Annotated in this window: 26 protein-coding genes; 25 read left to right on the top strand and 1 reads right to left on the bottom strand. The window is 72.3% G+C overall.

From position 1 onward, the window contains the following. The first annotated feature begins 79 nt into the window (after window positions 1-79). From rpsP to ACZ3IL_RS00470, 16 genes are all read left to right on the top strand, one after another. The gene (gene rpsP, locus ACZ3IL_RS00545; protein WP_467385382.1) at window positions 80-523 is read left to right on the top strand and encodes a 30S ribosomal protein S16; all 444 of its coding nucleotides are present in this window, start codon (window positions 80-82) and stop codon (window positions 521-523) included. A 2-nt stretch (window positions 524-525) separates the two neighbouring features. Next, the gene (locus ACZ3IL_RS00540; RefSeq protein WP_055473602.1) at window positions 526-765 is read left to right on the top strand and encodes an RNA-binding protein; all 240 of its coding nucleotides are present in this window, start codon (window positions 526-528) and stop codon (window positions 763-765) included. Window positions 766-874: 109 nt separating this feature from the next. Then, a complete protein-coding gene (gene rimM / locus ACZ3IL_RS00535) occupies window positions 875-1,480 on the top strand; it encodes a ribosome maturation factor RimM (protein WP_467385381.1) in 606 nt (201 codons plus the stop codon). Continuing rightward, entirely contained in the window at window positions 1,477-2,298 is an 822-nt protein-coding gene (gene trmD, locus ACZ3IL_RS00530; RefSeq protein WP_467385380.1) for a tRNA (guanosine(37)-N1)-methyltransferase TrmD, read from the top strand. The genes rimM and trmD overlap by 4 nt, the downstream gene beginning before the upstream one ends. A 128-nt stretch (window positions 2,299-2,426) precedes the next feature. Continuing rightward, window positions 2,427-2,777 (top strand): 50S ribosomal protein L19, encoded by a 351-nt coding sequence (gene rplS, locus ACZ3IL_RS00525; RefSeq protein ID WP_030223083.1) that lies wholly within the window; start codon window positions 2,427-2,429, stop codon window positions 2,775-2,777. A gap of 69 nt (window positions 2,778-2,846) precedes the next feature. Further along, window positions 2,847-3,749, top strand: coding sequence for a signal peptidase I (gene lepB, locus ACZ3IL_RS00520; RefSeq protein ID WP_467385379.1), 903 nt, complete (start codon window positions 2,847-2,849; stop codon window positions 3,747-3,749). Further along, window positions 3,742-4,725, top strand: a complete 984-nt coding sequence (gene lepB / locus ACZ3IL_RS00515; protein WP_467385378.1) for a signal peptidase I — start codon at window positions 3,742-3,744, stop codon at window positions 4,723-4,725. The genes lepB (ACZ3IL_RS00520) and lepB (ACZ3IL_RS00515) overlap by 8 nt, the downstream gene beginning before the upstream one ends. Beyond that, window positions 4,694-5,638: a signal peptidase I gene (gene lepB, locus ACZ3IL_RS00510; RefSeq protein ID WP_467386738.1), complete on the top strand. Its 945-nt coding sequence runs from the start codon at window positions 4,694-4,696 to the stop codon at window positions 5,636-5,638. The genes lepB (ACZ3IL_RS00515) and lepB (ACZ3IL_RS00510) overlap by 32 nt, the downstream gene beginning before the upstream one ends. Before the next feature lie 53 nt (window positions 5,639-5,691). Continuing rightward, the gene (gene lepB / locus ACZ3IL_RS00505; protein WP_467385377.1) at window positions 5,692-6,456 is read left to right on the top strand and encodes a signal peptidase I; all 765 of its coding nucleotides are present in this window, start codon (window positions 5,692-5,694) and stop codon (window positions 6,454-6,456) included. A gap of 89 nt (window positions 6,457-6,545) precedes the next feature. After that, window positions 6,546-7,148 carry an NUDIX hydrolase gene (locus tag ACZ3IL_RS00500; protein ID WP_467385376.1) on the top strand — a complete coding sequence of 201 codons (603 nt, stop codon included), beginning with the start codon at window positions 6,546-6,548 and terminating at the stop codon, window positions 7,146-7,148. A 13-nt stretch (window positions 7,149-7,161) separates the two neighbouring features. Continuing rightward, on the top strand, window positions 7,162-7,470 hold the full coding sequence (locus tag ACZ3IL_RS00495) for a DUF2469 domain-containing protein (RefSeq protein ID WP_005311352.1): 309 nt from the start codon (window positions 7,162-7,164) through the stop codon (window positions 7,468-7,470). Between the two features lie 117 nt (window positions 7,471-7,587). After that, a complete protein-coding gene (locus ACZ3IL_RS00490) occupies window positions 7,588-7,971 on the top strand; it encodes a YraN family protein (protein WP_467385375.1) in 384 nt (127 codons plus the stop codon). After that, a complete protein-coding gene (locus tag ACZ3IL_RS00485) occupies window positions 7,971-9,584 on the top strand; it encodes a YifB family Mg chelatase-like AAA ATPase (RefSeq protein WP_467385374.1) in 1,614 nt (537 codons plus the stop codon). The genes ACZ3IL_RS00490 and ACZ3IL_RS00485 overlap by 1 nt, the downstream gene beginning before the upstream one ends. Continuing rightward, complete coding sequence (dprA, locus tag ACZ3IL_RS00480; protein ID WP_467385373.1) at window positions 9,581-10,798, top strand: DNA-processing protein DprA; 1,218 nt, start codon at window positions 9,581-9,583, stop codon at window positions 10,796-10,798. The genes ACZ3IL_RS00485 and dprA overlap by 4 nt, the downstream gene beginning before the upstream one ends. Window positions 10,799-11,033: 235 nt before the next feature. After that, on the top strand, window positions 11,034-11,870 hold the full coding sequence (whiG, locus tag ACZ3IL_RS00475; RefSeq protein ID WP_467385372.1) for an RNA polymerase sigma factor WhiG: 837 nt from the start codon (window positions 11,034-11,036) through the stop codon (window positions 11,868-11,870). Window positions 11,871-11,987: 117 nt separating this feature from the next. After that, window positions 11,988-12,581, top strand: a complete 594-nt coding sequence (locus ACZ3IL_RS00470) for a TetR/AcrR family transcriptional regulator (RefSeq protein WP_467386736.1) — start codon at window positions 11,988-11,990, stop codon at window positions 12,579-12,581. On the opposite strand, the gene ACZ3IL_RS00465 is transcribed toward ACZ3IL_RS00470, so the two are convergent. Then, window positions 12,555-12,998 (bottom strand): murein hydrolase activator EnvC family protein, encoded by a 444-nt coding sequence (locus ACZ3IL_RS00465; RefSeq protein ID WP_467385371.1) that lies wholly within the window; start codon window positions 12,996-12,998, stop codon window positions 12,555-12,557. The genes ACZ3IL_RS00470 and ACZ3IL_RS00465 overlap by 27 nt on opposite strands. Window positions 12,999-13,253: 255 nt before the next feature. On the opposite strand from ACZ3IL_RS00465, the gene rpsB reads away from it, so the two are divergent. From rpsB to ACZ3IL_RS00420, 9 genes are all read left to right on the top strand, one after another. Continuing rightward, window positions 13,254-14,165 (top strand): 30S ribosomal protein S2, encoded by a 912-nt coding sequence (rpsB, locus tag ACZ3IL_RS00460; RefSeq protein ID WP_467385370.1) that lies wholly within the window; start codon window positions 13,254-13,256, stop codon window positions 14,163-14,165. A gap of 108 nt (window positions 14,166-14,273) precedes the next feature. Then, window positions 14,274-15,110 carry a translation elongation factor Ts gene (gene tsf / locus ACZ3IL_RS00455; RefSeq protein WP_467385369.1) on the top strand — a complete coding sequence of 279 codons (837 nt, stop codon included), beginning with the start codon at window positions 14,274-14,276 and terminating at the stop codon, window positions 15,108-15,110. Window positions 15,111-15,274: 164 nt separating this feature from the next. Further along, complete coding sequence (gene pyrH / locus ACZ3IL_RS00450) at window positions 15,275-16,039, top strand: UMP kinase (RefSeq protein ID WP_053646717.1); 765 nt, start codon at window positions 15,275-15,277, stop codon at window positions 16,037-16,039. A gap of 94 nt (window positions 16,040-16,133) precedes the next feature. Then, complete coding sequence (frr, locus tag ACZ3IL_RS00445; protein WP_055641105.1) at window positions 16,134-16,691, top strand: ribosome recycling factor; 558 nt, start codon at window positions 16,134-16,136, stop codon at window positions 16,689-16,691. Then, on the top strand, window positions 16,691-17,812 hold the full coding sequence (locus tag ACZ3IL_RS00440) for a phosphatidate cytidylyltransferase (protein ID WP_467385368.1): 1,122 nt from the start codon (window positions 16,691-16,693) through the stop codon (window positions 17,810-17,812). Before frr ends, ACZ3IL_RS00440 begins: the two co-directional genes overlap by 1 nt. Window positions 17,813-17,892: 80 nt before the next feature. After that, a complete protein-coding gene (rlmN, locus tag ACZ3IL_RS00435; RefSeq protein WP_467385367.1) occupies window positions 17,893-18,999 on the top strand; it encodes a dual-specificity RNA methyltransferase RlmN in 1,107 nt (368 codons plus the stop codon). A 220-nt stretch (window positions 19,000-19,219) separates the two neighbouring features. Further along, on the top strand, window positions 19,220-20,317 hold the full coding sequence (locus tag ACZ3IL_RS00430; RefSeq protein WP_467385366.1) for a thiamine ABC transporter substrate-binding protein: 1,098 nt from the start codon (window positions 19,220-19,222) through the stop codon (window positions 20,315-20,317). A gap of 41 nt (window positions 20,318-20,358) precedes the next feature. Beyond that, a complete protein-coding gene (locus ACZ3IL_RS00425) occupies window positions 20,359-21,972 on the top strand; it encodes an ABC transporter permease (protein WP_467386734.1) in 1,614 nt (537 codons plus the stop codon). Next, entirely contained in the window at window positions 21,972-23,003 is a 1,032-nt protein-coding gene (locus ACZ3IL_RS00420; protein WP_467385365.1) for an ABC transporter ATP-binding protein, read from the top strand. Before ACZ3IL_RS00425 ends, ACZ3IL_RS00420 begins: the two co-directional genes overlap by 1 nt. The last annotated feature ends 41 nt before the right edge of the window (window positions 23,004-23,044 follow it).

Below are 23,044 nucleotides of genomic sequence, written 5' to 3'. Positions count from 1 at the left end.
CCATCGGGCATCCGAGTACCGCAACCCCACGTGGCATCTCAAGTGCCCAACCACGTCAAGACCAGGAGACACCACTCCAGTGGCAGTCAAGATCAAGCTCAAGCGCCTCGGCAAGATCCGCCAGCCGCACTACCGCATCGTCGTCGCCGACTCCCGCACCCGTCGTGACGGTCGCGCGATCGAGGAGATCGGCCTCTACCACCCGACGTACAACCCGTCGCGTATCGAGGTCGACTCCGAGCGTGCGCAGTACTGGCTGTCCGTCGGCGCCCAGCCGACCGAGCCGGTCCTCGCCATCCTCAAGCTCACCGGCGACTGGCAGAAGCACAAGGGCCTCCCGGCCCCCGAGAAGGCCCTGCTCGTCCCGGCCACCAAGGAGGCGAAGCGCGCCTCGTTCGACGAGTTCGCGAAGACCCTCGAGGCCGGCGACGACAAGGGTGAGGCCATCACCCCGAAGGCCAAGAAGGCCGACAAGAAGGCTGACGAGGCCGAGGCCGCGTCCACCGAGTCGACCGAGGCCTGATCATGCTCGAGGAGGCTCTCGAGCACCTCGTGAAGGGCATCGTCGACAACCCCGACGACGTACAGGTCGCCTCGCGCGACCTGCGCCGGGGGCGCGTGCTGGAGGTTCGGGTCCACCCCGAGGACCTCGGCAAGGTGATCGGCCGCAACGGCCGCACCGCGCGTGCGCTGCGCACCGTCGTGGGCGCCCTCGGCGGCCGCGGCATCCGCGTCGACCTCGTCGACGTGGACCAGGTCCGCTGAGCGGACCGACAAGCATCGTCTTGAGCAGTGCCGGCACGGGCCGGGGAGGGCTTACGAGCCCGCCCCGGCCCGTTGTCGTACCAGCCGTGTGACAGGAGAGTGGGAAGCAGTGCAGTTGGTAGTCGGGCGAATCGGTCGCGCCCACGGCATCAAGGGCGAGGTCACCGTCGAGGTGCGGACGGACGAGCCCGAGCTGAGGCTCGGCCCCGGCGCCGTCCTGCTCACCGACCCGGCCTCCACCGGGCCGCTGACCATCGAGAGCGGCCGGGTCCACAGCGGCAGGCTGTTGCTGCGCTTCGAGGGCGTCCGCGACCGCAACGGCGCCGAGGCCCTCCGCAACACCCTCCTCATCGCCGAGGTCGACCCCGAGGAGATGCCCGAGGAGGAGGACGAGTACTACGACCACCAGCTGATCGACCTCGACGTCGTCCTCGCCGACGGCACCGAGGTCGGCCGGATCACCGAGATCTCCCACCTGCCGTCCCAGGACCTCTTCATCGTCGAACGCCCCGACGGCACCGAGCTGATGATCCCCTTCGTCGGGGAGATCGTCACCGAGATCGACCTGGAGGAGCAGCGGGCCGTGATCGACCCGCCGCCCGGCCTGATCGACGACCGCGCCGAGATCGCCTCCGCCCGCGAGGAGTCCGGCCAGGAGTCCGGCGAGAAGGCGGGCGGGGATTCCGGCGACGAGTCCCGCGAGGGGGACGCGTGAGGCTCGACGTCGTCACGATCTTCCCCGAGTACCTCGAACCGCTGAACGTCTCCCTCGTCGGCAAGGCACGCGCGCGCGGACAGCTCGACGTCCACGTCCACGACCTGCGCGACTGGACGTACGATCGGCACAACACCGTCGACGACACCCCGTACGGCGGCGGCCCCGGCATGGTCATGAAGACCGGCCCCTGGGGCGACGCGCTCGACCAGACCCTCGCCGACGGGTACGAGGGCGGCGCCCACGGCCCGGTCCTCGTCGTCCCCACCCCCAGCGGCCGCCCCTTCACCCAGGAACTCGCCGTCGAGCTCTCCGAGCGGCCCTGGCTGATCTTCACCCCGGCCCGCTACGAGGGCATCGACCGCCGCGTCATGGACGAGTACGCGACCCGGATGCCGGTCTACGAGGTCTCCATCGGCGACTACGTCCTCGCCGGCGGCGAGGCCGCGGTCCTCGTCGTCACCGAGGCCGTCGCCCGCCTCCTGCCCGGTGTCCTCGGCAACGCCGAGTCCCACCGGGACGACTCCTTCGCCCCCGGGGCCATGGCCAACCTCCTGGAGGGCCCCGTCTACACCAAGCCCCCCGAGTGGCGCGGCCGGGGCATCCCCGACGTCCTCCTCAGCGGCCACCACGGGAAGATCGCCCGCTGGCGGCGCGACGAGGCCTTCCGCCGCACCGTCGCGCACCGGCCCGACCTCATCGAGCGCTGCGACCCCGCCGCCTTCGACAAGAAGGACCGGGAGATCCTCTCGATGATGGGATGGGCCCCCGAGCCCGGCGGCCGATTTTGGCGCAGGGTCGAGGACGTGGAAGAATAGGCCGCTGCCGTCCGTCCGGCGCGCGCCCCTGCCACAGGGGGAACGACGCCGCCAGGAGCGGACGGTCTCCGCAACCACTTCGAACGTACCGCTGATGACCTGTGGCATCAGCGAGGAAAGAGACCTCCATGGCCTCCCTGCTCGACCAGGTCAACGCGGCTTCGCTCCGCTCCGACCTCCCCGCCTTCCGCCCCGGCGACACCGTGAACGTCCACGTGCGCGTCATCGAGGGCAACCGCTCCCGCATCCAGCAGTTCAAGGGCGTCGTCATCCGCCGCCAGGGTTCGGGCGTCAGCGAGACCTTCACGGTCCGCAAGGTCTCGTTCTCCGTCGGCGTCGAGCGCACCTTCCCGGTCAACAGCCCGATCTTCGAGAAGATCGAGCTCGTGACCCGCGGTGACGTCCGTCGCGCCAAGCTCTACTACCTCCGCGAGCTGCGCGGCAAGGCCGCCAAGATCAAGGAGAAGCGCGACCGCTGAGCCCCGGCTCCCGGACCGCGCGACGCTCCGGGTTCCCCGCACAGGCAGGCCGGATAGGCTTTGCCGGCGATGGACACCGAAGCACAGCACACGGAGCGCGACCCCTCCTCCGGCACGGACTCCCGTACGGAGTCCGGCACGGAGGAGGGGTCGCGCTCCGTACGCGTTTCCGGGGACCCCGGGCCCGAACCGCCGCACCGGGCCGCGCCCTCCTGGCGCCGCACCGTCCTCGCGGGGGGCGCCTGCGTGGTCTTCCTGCTGCTCCTGAGCCACTTCGTGCTGCAGCCGTTCCTCATCCCCAGCCGCTCCATGGAGCCCACGCTCCGGGTCGGCGACCGGATCCTGGTGAACAAACTGGCCTACCGCTTCGGTGACGAGCCGCGCCGCGGCGACGTCGTCGTCTTCGACGGCACCGGCTCCTTCGTACGGGAGGAGCCGCGGAACGGCCCCCTCACGGGCCTCCTGCACGACGCGGCGGCCGCCCTCGGCCTCGCGGAACCCGACGAGACCGACTTCGTGAAGCGCGTCGTCGGCACCGGCGGCGACCGGGTGGTCTGCTGCGACGCGGACGGTCTGCTCACCGTCAACGGCGCCACCGTCGCGGAGCGGTACCTGATGCCGGGCGACCGGCCCTCCGCCGTGCCCTTCGACATCGTCGTCCCCCCGGGCCGGCTCTGGGTCATGGGCGACCACCGCGGCCAGTCCAGCGACTCCCGCGACCACCTGGGAGACCCCGGCGGCGGCATGGTCCCCGTCGACAGGGTCGTCGGCCGCGCCGACTGGATCGCCTGGCCCTTCGGCCGCTGGACCGGCGTGCCCGGCACCGACGCCTTCGACGCCGTACCGGCCGCGCCGGCCGGCGGACACGACACGGGAACGACCGCGCCCCCGACGCGCGCCGGGCGCGAGGAGCGGCCCGGCGGGGGAGCCGCCGGAGGGCGGACCGCCGACGGGACGGGGAGCCGTGGGTAGCCGGGGCCGGCGGGCCCGCGGGCCCCGCCACGCCCCGGACCGGGACCCCGCGCCGCCCGGCCGGGCCGAACGGCGCAGGCTCGCCCGCAAGGTCAAGCGGCGCCGGCGGCGCTCCGCCGTCCGGGAGATCCCCATCCTGGTCACGGTGGCCGTGCTCATCGCCCTCGTCCTCAAGACCTTCCTGGTCCAGGCGTTCGTCATCCCCTCCGGCTCCATGGAACAGACGATCCGCGTCCACGACCGGGTCCTCGTCGACAAGCTCACCCCCTGGTTCGGCTCCCGGCCCCGGCGCGGCGACGTCGTCGTCTTCGAGGACCCCGGCAACTGGCTCCAGCACGGGGACGCGCCGCCCGCCGACGACCCCGTCGGCGTCAAGCAGGTCAAGCAGGCCCTCACCTTCATCGGACTGCTGCCCTCGGCCGACGAGCAGGACCTCATCAAGCGGGTCGTCGGCGTCGGCGGGGACACCGTCCGCTGCTGCGGCGAGGACGGACGGCTCACCGTCAACGGCGTACCGCTGGACGAGCCGTACCTGCACCCCGGGAACCCGCCGTCCAGCATCCCCTTCGAGGTGAAGGTCCCCGAAGGGCGGATCTTCGTCCTCGGCGACCACCGCTCCGACTCGGCCGACTCCCGCTTCCACCTCGACGAGAAGGACCACGGCACCGTCGCGGAGGAACAGGTCGTCGGACGCGCCGTGGTGATCGCCTGGCCCGTCGGCCACTGGCGGCGCCTGGAACAGCGGCGGACCTTCGAGGGCGTGCCGGACGCGCGTGCGGGCACCGGCAGGGCGTCCGGCCCGTCGCATAGTGTGTCCCAGCGGAATCTGAACGGATTGCCCGGACTCCCGACCCCTGCGGAACTTCTGCTCGTTATGGGAGTGGTGGGCCCGTCCCTCTGCCGGGGCGGGCGTTCTCACGGACTGAGGAGTGGATGTGGGGGATTTGGCCCTCGGCGCACGATCCGGACACGATGAGCCCGAGAAGAGGGCCGAAGAGGCCAGGGGCGACGAAGTGACGGGTGGCGACGTGACGGATGACGAGGTGTCGCACGGCGACGGCACGGCCGGTTCCGGCGACGGGGCGGACAGGACCGGCGACGGGACGTACGGGACCGGCGAGGGCCCCAGGAAGCAGCGCTCCTTCTGGAAGGAACTGCCCCTCCTCATCGGCGTCGCCCTGGTGCTCGCCCTGCTGATCAAGACCTTCCTGGTGCAGGCGTTCTCGATCCCCTCGGAATCGATGATGAACACCCTGAAGAAGGGCGACCGGGTCCTCGTCGACAAGCTCACCCCCTGGTTCGGCTCCGAGCCCGAGCGCGGCGAGGTCGTCGTCTTCCACGACCCGGGCGGCTGGCTGGAGACCGCGGAGACCCCCAAGCCGAACGTCGTGCAGAAGTTCCTCAGCTTCATCGGCCTCATGCCGTCCGCCGAGGAGAAGGACCTCATCAAGCGCGTCATCGCCGTCGGCGGTGACACCGTCTCGTGCAAGGAGGGCGGCAAGGTCGTCCTCAACGGCGTGCCGCTCGACGAGGCCTCCTACCTCTACCCCGGCTCCGTTCCCTGCCAGGACTCCTTCGGCCCGATCAAGGTCCCCGAGGGCCGCATCTGGGTCATGGGCGACAACCGCCAGAACTCCCTGGACTCCCGCTTCCACCAGGAGCTCCCCGGCGGCGGGACCGTCGCCGCCGACCAGGTCGTGGGCCGCGCCGTCGTCGTCGCCTGGCCCGTCACCCGCTGGGCCACGCTCCCCGTGCCCGGCATCTTCGACCAGCCCGCCCTCAACAAGGCCATGGGCGCCGCCCCGCTCGGCGCGGCGAGCCTCGCCGGCGCGCTCCCGCTGGTCCTGTGGCGCCGGAAGAAGCAGCTCGAACGGCATACCGCCGAGTAGAACCCCGCCGGTAGTGTGCCGTCCCGGACCGTCGACAGACCTCTGGGGTGCACATGAGCGGAACCATACGGACCAAGGGCGGCCACGGCCGTCTCGGCAGCGCGCTGTCGGGACTGGCCGTGGCCGTCGGCTGTGTGCTCTTCCTCGGCGGATTCGTCTGGGGCGCCCTGGTCTACCAGCCGTACACCGTCCCCACCGACTCCATGACCCCCACCCTCGACGTCGGCTCCAAGGTGCTCGCCGAACGCATCGACGGCGACGAGGTGAAGCGCGGCGACGTCGTCGTCTTCACCGACCCCCTCTGGGGCTCCTCGCCCATGGTCAAGCGGGTCGTGGCCGTGGGCGGCGACACCGTCGCCTGCTGCGACGGGAACGGCCGGCTCACCGTCGGCGGCAGGGGCGTCGACGAGCCGTACCTGGGGCCCGGACCCGGTGGCCGGACGGTCGCCTCCGGCCAGGAGTTCTCCGTGACCGTCCCCGCCGGCAACCTCTTCCTCCTCGGCGACGACCGGCACACCTCCCTCGACTCCCGCAGCCACATCGAGGACGCGGGCCGGGGCTCCGTGCCCCGCTCGGCGGTCGCCGCCCGGGTCGACGCCGTCGTCTGGCCCGCCAAGGGGCTCCTGGAGCCCCAGGCGGGCTTCGCCGCCCTCCCGGGCGGCGTCTCACGGCCGGGCCCGTTCCACGCGCTCCTCGCGGCGGTCGTGGCCGGGGCCGCGCTGGTCCTCGCGGGCGCGGCGTACGGACCGGCGGCACGGCTCCTGTCGCGGGGCACGGGCGGGCAGCGGGCCGGGGCGCGCGAGAAGGTGGGGGGATGACGGAAGGCGCACGGGACGCGAGGGCGGGGCGGACGGACACGGGGCCGGATACGGCGGATACGGGGGCGGATACGGGGACGGGGGAGCGTATGGCAGGGGCAGGGGCAGAGGCAGCGTCGGTGTCGGCGTCGGTGTCGGTGTCGGCCGGGGCGGGTGCCGGGCCCGTTCGCCGGAAGGTGGCCCGGGTCGTCCTGCTCGACGCCGACGACCGCGTCCTGCTCCTGCACGGACACGAACCGGACGACCCCGGAGTCTCCTGGTGGTTCACCCCCGGCGGCGGCCTGGAGGGCGACGAGACCCCGGAAGCGGCGGCGCTGCGCGAACTCGCGGAGGAGACCGGCATCACCGAGGTCGATCTCGGTCCCGTGCTCTGGACCCGGTACTGCTCCTTCCCCTTCGCCGGGCGCCGCTGGGACCAGGACGAGGCGTACTACCTCGCCCGCGTCCGGGGGAACGGCGCCGTACCCGGACCGCGGACCCTCACGGAGCTGGAGACCCGCAGCCTGGCGGGCCTGAGATGGTGGACCTCCGCCGAACTGTCGGCGGCCCGTGAGACGGTGTACCCGACCAGGCTCGCCGAGTTGCTGCGCACGCTGCTCGACGAGGGACCTCCGAGTGCACCGGTCGCCCTCGCCCCGGAAATCGTTCAGGGGCGCGAGCGGCTGACGCACAATAGGGGGACGCACGGCTGAAGGGGAACATGCCATGAGCGCCGAGGACCTCGAGAAGTACGAGACCGAGATGGAGCTGAAGCTCTACCGGGAGTACCGCGACGTCGTCGGGCTGTTCAAATACGTGATCGAGACCGAGCGGCGCTTCTACCTCACCAACGACTACGAGATGCAGGTGCACTCGGTGCAGGGCGAGGTCTTCTTCGAGGTCAGCATGGCCGACGCCTGGGTCTGGGACATGTACAGGCCGGCCAGGTTCGTCAAGCAGGTCCGTGTCCTCACCTTCAAGGACGTGAACATCGAGGAGCTCAACAAGAGCGACCTCGAACTCCCCGGCAGCTAGGTCGCCCCTTCAGGGCCACCCGCGAGGGTGAGCGGGTTTTCCACAGCCTCACCGCCGTCCACAGCGCCGCACACGCAACGCCCCGTCACGTCACAGTCGGTGACGGAGGTGGTCCGCATGAACGCGACCGACAGGACCGGCGCCACCCGCGCGCTCGGACGGTACGGAGAAGAACTGGCGACCCGCCGGCTCACCGCGACCGGCATGCACATCCTCGCCCGCAACTGGCGCTGCGGCCGGACCGGCGAGATCGACATCGTCGCCCGGGACGGCGACACCCTCGTCGTCTGCGAGGTCAAGACCCGGCGCCACGGCGCCTACGAGCACCCCATGGCGGCCGTCACGCCCCGCAAGGCCGAACGGCTTCGCCGCCTCGCCGCCTGCTGGCTCGACCGCAACGGCACCCCGGCACCCGCCGGCGGAGTCCGCGTCGACCTCGTCGGCGTCGTCCTGCCCCGCCGCGGCGCCCCCGTCCTCATCCACGCCCGGGGGGTGGCCTGATGGGATTCGCCCGCACCTGCTCCGTGGCACTCGTCGGCGTCGAGGGCGTCGTCGTCGAAGTGCAGGCCGACCTCGAACCCGGCGTCGCCGCCTTCACCCTCGTCGGCCTTCCCGACAAGAGCCTCACCGAGAGCCGCGACCGCGTCCGTGCCGCCGTCGTCAACTCCGGCGCCGAATGGCCCCAGAAGAAACTCACCGTCGGCCTCAGCCCGGCATCCGTCCCCAAGGGCGGCAGCGGGTTCGACCTGGCCGTGGCGGCGGCGGTCCTCGGTGCCGCCGAGCGCGTCGACCCGCGCGCCATCGCCGACCTCGTCCTCATCGGCGAACTCGGGCTCGACGGGCGCGTCCGCCCCGTCCGCGGGGTCCTGCCCGCCGTCCTCGCCGCCGCCGAGGCCGGATACCGGCAGGTCGTCGTCCCCGAACGGACCGCGGGCGAAGCCTCGCTCGTCCCCGACGTCTCCGTCCTGGGCGTCCGCAGCCTCCGCCAGCTGATCGCCCTCCTCACCGACGAACCCGTCCCCGACGAGGAACCCACCGAGGAGGGCCGGCCCGACGCCATGCTCGCCGGGCTCCTCGTCCCCGGCGCCGGCATCGGCACCGGACTCGCCGCCGACCCCGCCGAAGGGCCCGACCTCGCCGACGTCGCGGGTCAGCACCGCGCCCGCCACGCCCTGGAGATCGCCGCCGCCGGCAGCCACCACATCCTGCTCTCCGGCCCGCCCGGCGCCGGAAAGACCATGCTGGCCGAACGGCTCCCCGGCATCCTTCCGCCCCTCACCCGGCAGGAATCCCTGGAGGTCACCGCCGTCCACTCGGTCGCCGGCATCCTCCCGCCCGGCGAACCCCTCGTCCGCCGCGCCCCCTACTGCGCGCCCCACCACTCCGCCACCATGCAGTCCCTCGTCGGCGGTGGGAACGGCCTCCCCAGGCCCGGCGCCGTCTCCCTGGCCCACCGAGGGATCCTTTTTCTGGACGAAGCCCCGGAATTCTCCGGAAAGGCCCTCGACGCGCTCCGGCAGCCCCTCGAATCCGGACACGTCGTCATCGCCCGCACCGCCGGCGTCGTCCGGCTCCCCGCCCGTTTCCTGCTGGCCCTCGCCGCCAACCCCTGCCCCTGCGGCCGGCACACCCTGTACGGCGCCGGCTGCGAATGCCCGCCCTCCCTCGTCCGCCGCTACCAGGCACGTCTCTCCGGGCCCCTGCTCGACCGGGTCGACCTCCGCGTCGAGGCCGAACCCGTCACCCGCGCCGACCTCCTCGGGCGGGGCGACCGGGGGGAAACCACCGCCGCCGTCGCCGCACGCGTCCACGAGGCGCGCGCCCGCGCCGCCGCGCGGCTCGCCGGCACCCCCTGGAGGGTGAACAGCGAGATCCCCGGCCACGAACTGCGCACCCGCCACCACACGGTCCCCGGGGCCCTCGCCGAGGCCGAACGGGACATCGAGCGCGGCCTCCTCACCGCCCGCGGTCTCGACCGCGTCCTGCGCGTGGCCTGGACCGTCGCCGACCTGGCCGGACACGACCGGCCCGACCACCAGGACGTCGCCCTCGCCCTCGAAATGCGCACCGGCGTCATCCGCGGCGTGCCCGCCGGAACGGGGAACCGCACATGACCATCCCGCCCACCCCGCCCGTCCCCGCGGACGAACGGCTGGCCCGCGCCGCCCTCACCCGCATCGTCGAACCCGGCGACGAACACGCCGGCCGGTGGCTCCGCCACTACGGAGCCGCCGGCTTCCTCGAACAACTCCTCCACTCCGCCGCCCCCCGGCCCACCGCCGCCCGCTCCACCGCCTCCCGCTCCGGCGGCGACCCCTTTCCCGGCACCGGCCCCACACGCGTCGCCTCCTGGCGCCTGCGCGCCACCACCGCCGAGCCCGCCCGCGACCTCGACACCGTCCACGCCCTCGGCGGCCGCTTCCTCGTCCCCGGCGACACCGAATGGCCCAGCCAGCTCGACGACCTCGGAGACGCCCGCCCCCTCGGCCTCTGGCTCCGGGGCCCCGCCGACCTGCGCACCTGGGCCCTGCGCTCCGTCGCCCTCGTCGGCGCCCGCGCCTGCACGCCGTACGGCGCCCACACCGCCACCGACCTCGCCACCGGCCTGGCGAGAAAGGGCTGGGTCGTCGTCTCCGGAGCCGCCTACGGCATCGACGGAGCCGCCCACCGGGGAGCCCTCGCCGCGGACGGCGCGACCGTCGCCGTCCTCGCCTGCGGCGTCGACACCGCGTATCCCCGCGGCCACGACCGCCTCATCCGGCGCATCGCCGAACAGGGCCTCGTCATCGGCGAGCTGCCGCCCGGCAGCCACCCCACCCCCAGCCGCTTCATCCTCCGCAACCGCCTCATCGCCGCCCTCACCCGCGGCACCGTCGTCGTCGAGGCACAACACCGCAGCGGTTCCCTCGTCACCGTCCGCGCCGCCGCGCGACTCGGCCGCCACACCATGGGCGTACCGGGCCCGGTCACCAGCGCCCTCTCCGCCGGCGTCCACGAACTCCTGCGCGGCGACGCCACCCTCGTCACCGACGCCGACGAGATCGTCGAACTCGTCGGGGACATGGGCCAGCTCGCCCCGCCGCGCCGGGGCCCCGTCCTCCCCCGCGACCTCCTCGCCCCCGCCGCGGCCCACGTCCTGGAAGCCGTGCCCGCCCGAGGCCCCACCCCCACCACGGACATCGCCCGCCGCGCCGGAACCACCCCCGACGCCGCCCTCGCCAAGCTGTACGAACTCCACTCCCTCGGTTTCGTCGAACGCCACGAAGCGGGCTGGAGGTTGACGAACACCGCCACCCGGGCGTCGAACGCGCGGCGAGGCGGTACTTGACCCGGAGCAATCGGGTGAAAAGGTGAAGCCGTGAACGACCGAGTCCTCCCGGTCACGTCCGAGGGGCCGACACGCGCCACGGCCCCCGTTCGAAGACGTGGTCGACGGCGTCCCCCGGAGCGGCGCGATCCACCGGTGTCAGCTCACCGCGACGACGCACTCACGCTACGCTCACCGGAATCCCCCACGACACCCGCACCGACACACCCGACAGCAGAACGGCTCAAGGCAACGCATGCCCCAGCACACCTCCGGGTCTGACCGCGCTGCGGTGCCCCCAGCGGCCCGGGGCACCGTGCGACCGCCCGCACCCACCTCCCTCGACGAACTGTGGCGGTCGTACAAGGACACGGGCGACGAGCGGCTGCGGGAACAGCTGATCCTGCACTACTCGCCCCTCGTCAAGTACGTCGCCGGACGGGTCAGCGTCGGGCTGCCGTCCAACGTGGAGCAGGCGGACTTCGTCTCCTCCGGCGTCTTCGGCCTCATCGACGCCATCGAGAAGTTCGACATCGAGCGCGCCATCAAGTTCGAGACGTACGCCATCACCCGCATCCGCGGCGCCATGATCGACGAACTCCGCGCGCTCGACTGGATTCCGCGCTCCGTCCGCCAGAAGGCCCGCAACGTCGAGCGCGCCTACGCCACCCTGGAAGCCCGGCTCCGCCGCACGCCCTCCGAGAGCGAGGTCGCCGCGGAGATGGAGATCACGCTGGAGGAACTGCACGCGGTCTTCAGCCAGTTGTCCCTGGCGAACGTGGTCGCCCTGGAAGAACTGCTGCACGTCGGGGGCGAGGGCGGAGACCGCCTCTCCCTGATGGACACGCTGGAGGACACGGCCGCCGACAACCCGGTCGAGGTCGCCGAGGACCGCGAGCTGCGCCGGCTCCTCGCCCGCGCAGTCAACACGCTTCCCGAACGCGAGAAGACGGTCGTCACCCTCTACTACTACGAGGGCCTCACCCTCGCCGAGATCGGCCACGTCCTCGGCGTCACCGAGAGCCGCGTCAGCCAGATCCACACCAAGTCCGTCCTCCAGCTCCGGGCGAAGCTCGCCGACGCCGGGCGCTGAGCCCCCGACGCCGGGCGCTGAGCCCCCGACGCCGGACGCCGAGACCCCCGACGCCGGACGCCGAGGCCCCGGGGCCGGTCGTACAGTGGAGCCGTGCCCAGGATTCGAGCGGCCTCGGTGGCCGAGCACCGGACGATGCAGCGCGGCGCCCTGCTGGACGCCGCGCGTTCCCTGCTGTCCGAGGGCGGGACGGAGGCGCTGACCTTCCCCGCACTCGCCGAGCGCACGGGCCTCGCCCGCTCGTCGGTCTACGAGTACTTCCGGTCGCGCGCCGCCGTCGTCGAGGAACTGTGCGCCGTCGACTTCCCCCTCTGGGCCGCCGAGGTCGAGACGGCCATGGCCGACGCCGGGACGCCCCGGGGCAAGGTCGAGGCGTACGTGCGCAAGCAGCTGGAACTGGTCGGGGACCGGCGCCACCGCGCGGTCGTCGCCATCTCGGCGAGCGAACTGGACGACGGCGCCCGCGAAAAGATCCGCGCGGCCCACGGCGGACTGGTCGCCATGATCGTCGAGGCGCTCGCGGCCCTGGGCCAGACCCGGCCCCGGCTGGGCGCCATGCTGCTCCAGGGCGTCGTCGACGCCGCCGTCCGCCGCATCGAGCTCGGCGCGGCCGAAGACCCGGCGGAGATCGCCGAGGCGGCGGTCGCGATGGCCCTCCACGGCGTCGGCGGTTCTCCGGCCCCCTCATCCCCCCAGGGGCAGCAGGCGTGACGGCGCGCGTCTGATCAGACGCAGGGGGTTCAGGTACCGGTCGTCCCGGAGGAGCCCCCAGTGGAGGCAGGTCCGCGCGCAGTGGGAGCCGGGGGCCACCCGGGCGACCGGCGTGCCCGCCCGGACCGGGGTCCCGGCCGGCACCAGGGGGGTCACGGGGGAGAAGGTCGTGCGGAGCGGGGGAGTGCCCGTGCCCGGAAGGGTGAGGGTGAGGACGCCGCGGCCGCCGACCGGGCCGGCGAAGGTGACCGTGCCGGCCGCGGGGGCCAGGACCGGGGCGCCGGGCGGCGCGGCGAGGTCGACGCCCCGGTGACCGGCGGCGTACGGGCCGGGCGGCGGCTGCCAGCCGCGGAGGAGCTCGGGCGGGTCCACCGGCCACAGGAGGCCGAGGGCGAGGAACAGCGTCGTCAGATGCATGGGGAAAGGCTCTCCGGGACGCCCGGTCCCCAGGTGTCCCGGACGTTTTCTGTGGACCGGCCGCCGGTTGTGGACAACGCCGTCACCCGCCGCCCCCGGGGTCCCGTACACTTCCTATGGCGACTCGGGTCACCGGGTCGACTTCGCACGCCCCGCCACAACCCTCACGGGCGGTGGCAGCGCCTTTCGGTCCCTCGCGGGCATGGCGCGCCGGGGCGTCAGGAACACAACCGAGAAACCCAAGGAGATACGGCCATGGCCGTCGTCACGATGCGGGAGCTGCTGGAAAGCGGCGTCCACTTCGGTCACCAGACCCGTCGCTGGAACCCGAAGATGAAGCGCTTCATCTTCACCGAGCGCAACGGCATCTACATCATCGACCTGCTCCAGTCGCTGTCGTACATCGACCGCGCCTACGAGTTCGTCAAGGAGACCGTCGCGCACGGCGGCTCCATCATGTTCGTCGGTACGAAGAAGCAGGCCCAGGAGGCCATCGCCGAGCAGGCGACGCGCGTCGGCATGCCGTACGTCAACCAGCGTTGGCTCGGTGGCATGCTCACCAACTTCTCCACCGTCTACAAGCGTCTGCAGCGCCTCAAGGAGCTCGAGCAGATCGACTTCGAGGACGTCGCCGCCTCGGGTCTCACCAAGAAGGAGCTCCTGGTCCTCTCCCGCGAGAAGGCCAAGCTGGAGAAGACCCTCGGTGGTATCCGCGAGATGCAGAAGGTGCCGAGCGCCGTCTGGATCGTCGACACCAAGAAGGAGCACATCGCCGTCGGTGAGGCGCGCAAGCTCCACATCCCGGTCGTCGCGATCCTCGACACCAACTGCGACCCCGACGAGGTCGACTACAAGATCCCGGGCAACGACGACGCGATCCGCTCCGTCACCCTGCTCACCCGCGTGATCGCCGACGCCGTCGCCGAGGGCCTCATCGCCCGTTCCGGTGCCGCGACCGGTGACTCGAAGCCGGGCGAGAAGGCCCAGGGCGAGCCGCTCGCCGAGTGGGAGCGCGACCTGCTCGAGGGCGAGAAGAAGGCCGACTCCGCCGAGGCCGAGGCTCCGGCCGCCGCCGAGGCCGCCGAGGTCCAGACCTCCGCCGAGACCGAGAAGGTCGCGGACGCCGAGGCCGCCGACGCTCCGGCCGAGGCCGCCGAGCAGGCCTGACCTTCCAGGACCAGGACCTTCGGGTGACGACGGCGGGGGCCCACGAAGCCCCCGCCGTCCACCCGTGGACCCGCCCGATCTTTCAGACTTCGAGAGAGAAACAGACTCATGGCGAACTACACCGCCGCTGACGTCAAGAAGCTCCGCGAGCTCACCGGCGCCGGCATGATGGACTGCAAGAAGGCCCTGGACGAGGCCGACGGCGATGTCGACAAGGCCGTGGAGGCCCTGCGCATCAAGGGCCAGAAGGGCGTCGCCAAGCGCGAGGGCCGCTCCGCCGAGAACGGCGCCGTGGTCTCCCTCATCGCCGACGACAACACCTCCGGTGTCCTCGTCGAGCTGAAGTGCGAGACGGACTTCGTCGCCAAGGGCGACAAGTTCCAGGCCGTCGCCGACCAGCTCGCCGCCCACGTCGCCGCCACCTCCCCGGCCGACCTGGAGGCGCTGCTCGCCTCCGAGATCGAGCCCGGCAAGACCGTGCAGGCGTTCGTGGACGAGGCCAACGCCAACCTCGGCGAGAAGATCGTCCTGGACCGCTTCGCGCAGTACGCCGACGGCTTCGTCTACGCGTACATGCACCGCACGATGCCGGACCTCCCGCCGCAGATCGGTGTCCTCGTCGAGTTCGACAAGGCCGACGCCGCCGTCGCCAAGGGCGTCGCGCAGCACATCGCCGCCTTCGCGCCGAAGTACCTCACCCGTGAGGACGTCCCGGCCGAGGTCGTCGAGTCCGAGCGCCGCATCGCCGAGGAGACCACCCGCGCCGAGGGCAAGCCCGAGGCCGCGATCGCCAAGATCGTCGAGGGTCGCGTGAACGGCTTCTTCAAGGACGCCACGCTGCTCGGCCAGCCGTACGCCCTGGACAACAAGAAGTCCGTCCAGCAGATCCTGGACGAGGCCGGTGTCACCCTGAAGCGCTTCACCCGCATCAAGGTCGGCATCTGAAGCCTGTCCGCGAAAGCGACGGACACCGGACCCCGGTAGGGTCTGAAGCAGTCGCCCGCCCCCGCGCAGGACGACCGCAGATCTGACGAGGAGGCCATTGCCGTACGGGAAACCGCGAGGACCCAAGGCAATGGCCTCCTTCGTATGTGCACGAGGAGATCTCCATGAACCAGGGCGCCGTACAGGGCGACGACAACAACGGCAAAAAGGCCGGCCGCTACATGCTGAAGCTGTCCGGAGAGGCTTTCTCCGGCGGTACCGGCCTGGGCGTCGACCCCGATGTCGTGCACGCCATCGCGCGTGAGATCGCGGCCGTCGTCCGCGACGGCGCGGAGATCGCGATCGTGATCGGCGGCGGAAACTTCTTCCGCGGCGCCGAACTCCAGCAGCGCGGCATGGACCGGGCGCGCTCCGACTACATGGGCATGCTCGGCACGGTGATGAACTGCCTCGCCCTCCAGGACTTCCTGGAGAAGGAGGGCATCGACTCCCGCGTCCAGACCGCCATCACCATGGGGCAGGTCGCCGAGCCGTACATCCCGCTGCGCGCCGTGCGCCACCTGGAGAAGGGCCGCGTCGTCATCTTCGGCGCGGGCATGGGCATGCCGTACTTCTCCACGGACACCACGGCCGCCCAGCGCGCCCTGGAGATCGACGCCGAGGCGCTGCTCATGGGCAAGAACGGCGTCGACGGGGTCTACGACTCCGACCCCAAGCGCAACCCCGACGCGGTCAAGTTCGACGCCCTCGAGTACGGCGAGGTGATCGCCCGCGACCTCAAGGTCGCCGACGCCACCGCCGTCACCCTGTGCCGGGACAACAACCTCCCCATCCTGGTCTTCGAACTGCTCACCGAGGGCAATATCGCGCGCGCGGTGAAGGGTGAGAAGATCGGCACGCTCGTGAGCGACCAGGGCACCCGGGCCTGACCCGAACCGGGAACCGCCCCGCGAGGGGCTGGACGACAGCCCTGCCGGTCGTACACCGTGCAGGACACAACGCGACGACACGCAGGAGCAAGTGGTGATCGAAGAGACCCTCCTCGAGGCCGAGGAGAAGATGGAGAAGGCCGTCGTGGTCGCCAAGGAGGACTTCGCCGCGATCCGCACCGGCCGTGCGCACCCGGCGATGTTCAACAAGATCGTGGCGGACTACTACGGCGCCATCACGCCCATCAACCAGCTGGCCTCCTTCTCCGTCCCGGAGCCGCGGATGGCCGTGGTGACCCCGTTCGACAAGAGCGCGCTGCGCAACATCGAGCAGGCGATCCGCGACTCGGACCTCGGCGTCAACCCGAGCAACGACGGCAACATCATCCGGGTGGTGTTCCCCGAGCTGACGGAGGAGCGCCGCCGCGAGTACATCAAGGTCGCCAAGGGCAAGGCCGAGGACTCGAAGATCTCGATCCGCTCGGTGCGCCGCAAGGCCAAGGAGTCCATCGACAAGCTCGTCAAGGACGGCGAGGTCGGCGAGGACGAGGGCCGTCGCGCGGAGAAGGAGCTCGACGACACCACCGCGAAGTACGTGGCGCAGGTGGACGAGCTGCTCAAGCACAAGGAAGCCGAGCTGCTCGAGGTCTGATGAACGACTCTTCCTGGGGTGCCCCGGCCGGTCCTCCCGGCCGTGGGGGGCCCGACCAGGGGCCTGCCCCGGCGGGTCCCGCACACGATCGGCATCCGGCGTCGCAGACTCGCCCCATGCCCATCGTGCCCGACGTCCCCGCCGGCGGATTCCAGGACGGACACGGCCGGGGGGCCGCTCGCCCGAGCGGCCCCCTGTTCCGTGACGGGACGCCGCACGAGCACCCGCACGAGCACCCGCAGGAGCCCATGTCCAGCCCCGCCCCGCCTCCGCCGTCCGCGCCCCCGCCGGCGTCGCGGCAGAAGAAGAGCGCGGGACGCGACCTGGGCGCCGCCATAGGGGTCGGGGTCGGGCTCGGCGCCGTCATCATCGCGTCGCTGTTCATCTGGAAGGCCGCGTTCGTCGGGGTCGTGGCGGTCGCCGTGGTGGTCGGGCTGTGGGAGCTGACCTCCCGCCTCCAGGAGCGCAAGCAGATCGGGGCGCCGCTGGTACCGCTCGCGGTCGGCGGCGCGGCGATGGTCGTCGCCGGATACGCGCGCGGCCCCGAGGGCGCCTGGGTCGCGACGGCCCTGACGGCGCTCGCGGTCCTGGTGTGGCGGATGGCGAAGCCGCCCGAGGGATATCTGAAGGACGTCACCGCGGGGGTGTTCGCCGCCTTCTACGTGCCGTTCCTGGCGACGTTCGTGGCCCTGCTGCTGACGGCGGACGACGGCCCGCAGCGGGTGCTGACCTTCCTGCTCCTGACGGTGGTCAGCGACACCGGGGCGTACGCGGTCGGCTGGCGCTTCGGCAAGCACAAGCTGGCGCCGCGCATCAGCCCCGGCAAGACCCGCGAGGGCCTGGTCGGCGCGGTGGCGTTCGCGATGGCCGCGGGCGCGCTGTGCATGCAGTTCCTCATCGACGGCGGGCTCTGGTGGCAGGGCCTGGTCCTCGGTCTCGCGGTGGCGGCGAGCGCGACGCTCGGCGACCTCGGCGAGTCGATGATCAAGCGTGACCTGGGCATCAAGGACATGGGCACGCTCCTCCCCGGTCACGGCGGCATCATGGACCGGCTCGACTCCCTGCTGCCGACGGCGCCCGTGGTGTGGCTGCTGCTCGCGCTGTTCGTCGGCACGGGCTGACCTGCGGTTCTTCCGATGAGAGGCCCGTCGTCCACAGGACGGCGGGCCTTCCGTCGTATCTCTGCGACACTGGTATCACCATGCCCAAGCCCGGAGAACTCACTTTCGTCGCCCCCCGCGGAGCCAAGAAGCCGCCGCGGCACCTGGCCGACCTCACGCCCGCCGAGCGGAAGGAGGCCGTCGCCGCGATCGGCGAGAAGCCCTTCCGCGCCAAGCAGCTGTCCACGCACTACTTCGCGCGGTACGCGCACGACCCCGCCGAGTGGACCGACATCCCGGCCGCCTCCCGGGAGAGGCTGGCCGGGGAGCTGCTGCCCGACCTGATGTCCGTGGTGCGGCACATCTCGTGCGACGACGACACCACCCGCAAGACCCTGTGGCGGCTGCACGACGGCACGCTCGTGGAGTCGGTGCTCATGCGCTACCCGGACCGGGTGACCATGTGCATCTCCTCGCAGGCCGGCTGCGGCATGAACTGCCCGTTCTGCGCGACCGGACAGGCCGGGCTCGACCGGAACCTGTCGACCGCCGAGATCGTGCACCAGATCGTGGACGGCATGCGGGCCCTGCGCGACGGCGAGGTGCCCGGCGGTCCGGCGCGGCTGTCCAACATCGTGTTCATGGGCATGGGCGAGCCGCTCGCCAACTACAAGCGGGTCGTCGGCGCCATCCGCCGCCTCACCGACCCGGAGCCGGACGGCCTGGGCCTGTCCCAGCGCGGCATCACCGTCTCCACGGTCGGGCTCGTGCCCGCGATGCTGCGCTTCGCCGACGAGGGCTTCAAGTGCCGGCTCGCGGTCTCCCTGCACGCCCCCGACGACGAGCTGCGCGACACCCTCGTGCCCGTCAACACGCGCTGGAAGGTCCGGGAGGTCCTCGACGCGGCCTGGGAGTACGCGGAGAAGTCCGGCCGCCGGATCTCCATCGAGTACGCGCTCATCCGGGACATCAACGACCAGGCGTGGCGCGGCGACCTGCTCGGCCGGCTCCTCAAGGGCAGGCGGGTGCACGTCAACCTGATCCCGCTGAACCCGACGCCCGGCTCGAAGTGGACCGCCTCCCGGCCCGAGGACGAGAAGGCGTTCGTGGAGGCCATCGCCCGCCACGGCGTGCCGGTGACCGTGCGGGACACCCGGGGCCAGGAGATCGACGGTGCCTGTGGACAGCTGGCCGCCGCCGAGCGCTGAGCTTGTACCCTGAGCTCGAACACATCTCCATATTCCGACAGGGGAGCGCCACAGCGCTGAGAGTGCGGTGCCGTCAGACCGCAGACCCTCTGAACCTCGCCCAGGTCATTCTGGGTAGGAAGTTCGGTCGTAACTCAAGCTGTTGCGCCCTGCCCGCGCCCGGTCCGCCGGTCGCGGGCAGGGCCGCGTCTCTTCCTGGTCCCACCCAGGAGGAATTCCAGTGAGCACCAAGAAGACGGCCGCCGTCGCGCTCGTCGCGGCCCTGGGCGTCACGGCCCTCGCCGCCTGCGGCGCCGGCACCGACGACGCCCGCGAGGCCGCCGGGAAGACCGGCCGGCCCGCGCCGAAGACCGTGACCCTCGTGAGCCACGACTCGTTCAACGCCTCCAAGGAGGTCCTGGCCGAGTTCACGCGGCGGACCGGCCTCACCGTCAAGGTCCTCAAGGCCGGGGACGCGGGCGAGGCCGTCAACAAGGAGATCCTGACCAAGGGCTCCCCGCAGGGCGACGTCTTCTTCGGCGTCGACAACACCCTGCTCTCCCGCGCCCTCGACAACGGGATCTTCGTCCCCTACGAGGCGAAGGGCCTGGACCGGGTCCCGGCCGGGTACCGCCTCGACGAGGAGAACCGGGTCACCCCGGTCGACTCCGGAGACATCTGCGTCAACTACGACAAGAAGTACTTCGCCGACAGGAAGCTGGCGCCGCCGGTGACCTTCGACGACCTGGCGAAGCCGGAGTACAAGGACCTGCTCGTGGTCGAGAACCCCGAGCGCTCCTCCCCGGGCCTCGGCTTCCTCCTCGGCACGGCCGCGAAGTACGGCGACGACGGCTGGCAGGACTACTGGAAGAAGCTCAGGGCCAACGGCGTGAAGACCGTCGACAGCTGGGAACTGGCCTACAACCAGGAGTTCTCCGGCTCGGCCGGCGGCCGGAAGGCCAAGGGCGACCGGCCGCTGGTCGTGTCGTACGCCTCCAGCCCGCCGGTCGAGGTGCTGTACGGCGAGCCGCGGCCGAAGGAGGCGCCCACCGGCGTCTCCACCGGCACCTGCTTCCGGCAGACCGAGTTCGCGGGCCTGCTGAACGGGGCGAAGAACCCCGAGGGCGGCAAGGCGCTGATCGACTTCCTGATCTCGAAGAGGTTCCAGGAGGACATGCCGCTCCAGATGTTCGTCAACCCGGTGGCGAAGGACGCGGCCCTGCCGGAGCTGTTCACGAAGCACGGCGTGGTGATCGAGAAGCCGGAGACCATGGCGCCCGGCAAGATCGCGGAGAAGCGCGATCCGTGGATCCGGCAGTGGTCGTCGCTCGTCCGGTGACCGGGCGGAACGTGCGCGGGAACGCGGCGCGGCTCGGGCTCATGGCCCTGCCCGTCGCGTTCTTCGCGGTGTTCTTCGCGTGGCCCGTCGCGTCCATCGTGGACCGGGGGCTGCGGCCCGGCGGGACCTGGCGGTTCGGCCGGATCGGCGAGACGCTGTCCCGGCCGGACATCCTCGACGTGCTCGGCTTCACCCTCTGGCAGGCCCTCGCCTCCACCGGCCTCACCCTGCTCGTCGCCCTGCCCGGGGCGTACGTCTTCGCCCGCTTCGACTTCCCCGGCAAGAGCGTCCTGCGGGCCGTGGTCACGGTGCCGTTCGTGCTGCCCACCGTCCTGGTCGGCACGGCGTTCCTGGCCCTCGCCGGCCGGAACGGGCTCATGGACGAACTGTGGGGGCTGCGGCTCGACACCGGCGTGTGGGCGATCCTCCTCGCCCACGTCTTCTTCAACTACGCGGTCGTCGTCCGGACCGTCGGCGGCCTCTGGGCCCAGCTCGACCCGCGCCAGGAGGAGGCCGCCCGGGTCCTCGGCGCCTCCCGCCTCACGGCCTGGCGGACGGTGACGCTGCCCGCGCTCGTCCCGGCGGTGTCGGCCGCCGCCCTGATGGTCTTCCTCTTCACCTTCACCTCCTTCGGCGTCGTGCAGATCCTCGGCGGGGACGCGTACACGACCCTGGAGGCCGAGATCTACCGGCAGACCGCCCGGCTGCTCGACCTGCCGACCGCGGCCGTCCTCACCCTCGTGCAGTTCGCGGCGGTCGGCGCGATCCTCGCCCTGCACGCGTGGACGGTACGGCGCCGGGAGACCGCGCTGCGGCTCGTGGCGCCGGAGCGGACCGCGCGCCGGCCGCGCGGCGCCGGACAGTGGGCGCTGCTCGGCGGCGTCCTCCTCTCGGTGGCGCTGCTGATCCTGCTGCCGCTCGGGGTGCTCGTGGAGCGGTCGTTCGCCGGGCCCGGGGGGTACGGACTCGGCTACTACCGGGCGCTCGGCTCGCTCGACGAGGCCGGGACCTTCCTCGTGCCGCCCCTGGAGGCGATCGGGAACTCGCTGCGGTACGCGGTGGCCGCCACCGCCGTCGCCGTCGTGATCGGCGGCCTCGCGGCGGCGGCCCTCACCCGGCGCGCGGGAAGGCTCGTCCGGGGCTTCGACGCGCTGCTCATGCTGCCGCTCGGGGTCTCCGCCGTCACCGTCGGCTTCGGCTTCCTCATCGCGCTGGACGAACCGCCGCTCGACCTGCGGGCGAGCTGGCTCCTCGTCCCGCTCGCGCAGGCCCTCGTCGGCGTCCCCTTCGTCGTCCGGACGATGCTGCCGGTGCTCCGCGCGGTGGACGAACGGCTGCGGGAGGCGGCGGCCGTGCTCGGCGCGTCGCCGTGGCGGGCCTGGCGGGAGGTGGACCTGCCGCTGGTGCGCCGGGCGCTGCTCGTCGCGGCCGGGTTCGCGTTCGCGGTGTCCCTCGGCGAGTTCGGCGCGACCGTGTTCATCGCCCGGCCCGACAGTCCGACGCTGCCGGTCGCGGTGGCCCGGCTGCTCGGCCGGCCCGGCGAACTCAACTACGGCCAGGCGATGGCCCTCTCGACGATCCTGATGGTGGTGTGCGCGGTGTCCCTGCTGCTGCTCGAACGGCTCCGTACCGACCGGACCTCCGGGGAGTTCTGATGCTGAGACTCGACGGGGCGACCGTGCGGTTCGGGGCGCGGGCCGTCCTCGACGCCGTGGACCTGGAGGTCGCCGACCACGAGACCGTGTGCGTGCTCGGCCCCAGCGGCAGCGGCAAGTCCACCCTGCTGCGGGCCGTCGCGGGCCTCCAGCCGCTCGACGCCGGCCGGGTGCTCCTCGGCGGCGCCGACCAGGGCGGGGTGCCGGTACACCGGCGGGGCGTCGGGCTCATGTTCCAGGACCACCAGCTGTTCCCGCAGCGGGACGTCGGCGGCAACGTCGCCTTCGGCCTGCGGATGCGCGGTGCCGGGAAGGCCGAGCGGACGGAGCGGGTCCGGGAGCTGCTCGACCTCGTCGGCCTGCCGGGCGCCGAGCGGCGGTCCGTCGCCGCGCTCTCCGGCGGCGAGCAGCAGCGGGTCGCCCTCGCCCGGGCGCTCGCGCCCCGGCCCCGGCTCCTCATGCTCGACGAACCGCTCGGCCAGCTCGACCGGAGCCTGCGGGAGCGGCTCGTCGTGGAGCTGCGGCAGCTCTTCGGGCGGCTGGGGACGACGGTCCTGGCCGTCACCCACGACCAGGGCGAGGCCTTCGCCCTCGCGGACCGGGTCGTGGTCATGCGGGACGGGCGCGTCGCCCAGTCGGGGACGCCCGTCGAGGTGTGGAGCCGCCCGGCCTCCGAGTTCGTGGCCCGCTTCCTCGGCTTCGACAACGTGGTGCCGGCCCGGGTGACCGGCACGGCCGCCGAGACCCCCTGGGGGAGGGTGCCGGTGCCGGACGGCTCCCCGCAGGGCGAACGGCGGCTCCTCGTGCGCCCCGGCGGAGTGCGGCTGGTCCCCGCCGGGGAGGCGCCGGCCTGGACGGTGGAGTCCCGCACCTTCCGGGGCAGCCAGGCCGTCGTGCGGCTCCGCCCCGCGGACGGCCCGGCCCTGGAGGCCGAACTCCCGCTGCGGGACGCCCCGCAGGAGGGAACGGAGACGGGGGTCGCCTTCCGGCCGGAGGACGTGGTGGTGCTCGGCGACGACACGCCGTGGTGAGCGCGGCGGGCGCGATGAGTTCCGCCCGCCGGTGGAGTCTC

This window comes from Streptomyces sp. NPDC014907 (genome assembly GCF_055562975.1).
Note: the sequence above shows the minus strand (reverse complement) of the source record. Positions and strands in the feature narration are given on the sequence as shown.